The organism is Streptomyces sp. NPDC097617, from assembly GCF_044761485.1.
Lineage (GTDB): Bacteria > Actinomycetota > Actinomycetes > Streptomycetales > Streptomycetaceae > Streptomyces.
The window spans coordinates 1-1,518 of the sequence record NZ_JBIWCL010000081.1 but is presented as its reverse complement, the minus strand read 5'-3'; the positions used below and the strand labels follow the sequence as shown (position 1 = coordinate 1,518).

Sequence of the window (1,518 nt, the reverse complement as noted above, 5' to 3'; positions counted from 1 at the left end):
GCACTGCGTTCATCACCCACCCGAAGCGGGACGCTCCACCCAACTCCGGTCCCCTTCCGGCGAACCGGACAAACTCGATCTTGCAAGAGACCCTGACCGACAGACGGCATCAGAATGCGGAGAGAACCGGATTTCTAAGGATGTATTCAAGGCCGGCCATCTCAAGGAGTGCAGTTGCCCCAAAGATGCGCATGTCACCGTCAGGCATCTCCCAGGTCAATGAGTGCTTTCGCGCCAGCAATATTCCCGATCCGTCCAGAATGGACAGATTTCCCCATCTCCCACGAAATTCAATTATGTGACCCTCGGCAGAAAACCTCACGAACCTCTTTGAGGCGAACAGCGAAGTCGCCCCAATCACAGCAACGCCATCATTCGCCAAACTGCCCCGCACGCCGCGCGTCACCTGGGCCCTCATAGCATGGCCGGGCTGCGCGACCCCACGGATCTCCGCCAGCTCGCCTCCATCCAGCAGAACCTTCCAGTCTTCGAGCACCCCGCCCACCGCTGAGCCAACCGAGGGAACGCTTGATCGTGACCTATACAGGGAGAGCCGGCCGAGGGGAGTGTCGGCCGCCATACACTCCGTCCCGTCATTGATCGGCCCGGCCCAACGGATGCGGGATACAAGCAGCTGCGGGTGAAATCGAACCTTCAATTGATATCTTCTCTCCCGGGAGGGGTTCGGGGCTCTTCCGAGCCCCGAACCCCTCCCGCATTTCCAATCCCTCCGGACCTCTGTCCGGCGGTAGAAGGCGCTTACCGGCGAGTGATCACGCGCGTCGAAGGTTAACGGGTAAACGCGTCGCGTACTCGACCGATCGCATAGCCCAGCGGACCTGCTCCCATGAGGCTCCGAAACGCCCCCTGGAACCCTCCTCCCACGGAATTCTTGGCCAAGTAGTTGACCGCCTGCGGTCCAGTTGTCTTATGGCCGTAGGCCTTGTCGATACCCAGGAAAGTGGGCGTTCCTATGAGGGCGCCCGTCATTGCTCCAGCGATGACAACACACCCGAGGCCTGCCGTTCCGGCGCATGCCGCCACCGCCACAAGCCCGGCAATCATGCCGACACCTATCCCTGCGGCAAGCTGAGTGAGTCGACGGTTGCTGGTAGCCCTTTCCCACTTCTTTTCAGCCTTCTCGGCTACATTGCTCCAAACGTTTGCCAGGAATTTCTTCTTCTCCGGCTTCTTCTCCACCTTCTTAGAGAAGCTCGACCAGCGACTAGTGGAGGGCTTACACCCGGGATCTTTCCGACAAACATACTTGTTTCGGATTTTCCGTTTCACGTATTCTGCGTCGAGTGTGCCGCCTGCGATGGCGACTTCCTTTTCGTAATTGTGTCCGTAGTCGTATGGGTTGGATCCGTTGGTGCACTTGTACATGCCGCTGCGGCACTCTGGAAGGGCTTCGCCGGTCGGATCCCACTCGGTGAGGGGGCTGTTGTTGCCGTACTGGTAGGCGTTGTGCTGGCGCGGGTCGTCCACCACCATCAGCGGGTCCACGGAGAGGAAGCG

2 protein-coding genes are annotated in these 1,518 nt (G+C 59.7%); both read right to left on the bottom strand.

Going from position 1 to position 1,518, the window contains the following annotated elements; translation table 11 throughout:
- Positions 1 to 109 precede the first annotated feature (109 nt).
- Entirely contained in the window at positions 110 to 496 is a 387-nt protein-coding gene (locus ACIQZO_RS40485) for a hypothetical protein (protein ID WP_403636431.1), read from the bottom strand.
- 293 nt (positions 497 to 789) lie between these two features.
- A partial coding sequence (locus tag ACIQZO_RS40480) for a hypothetical protein (protein WP_403636429.1) occupies positions 790 to 1,518 on the bottom strand: 729 nt, incomplete at its 5' end.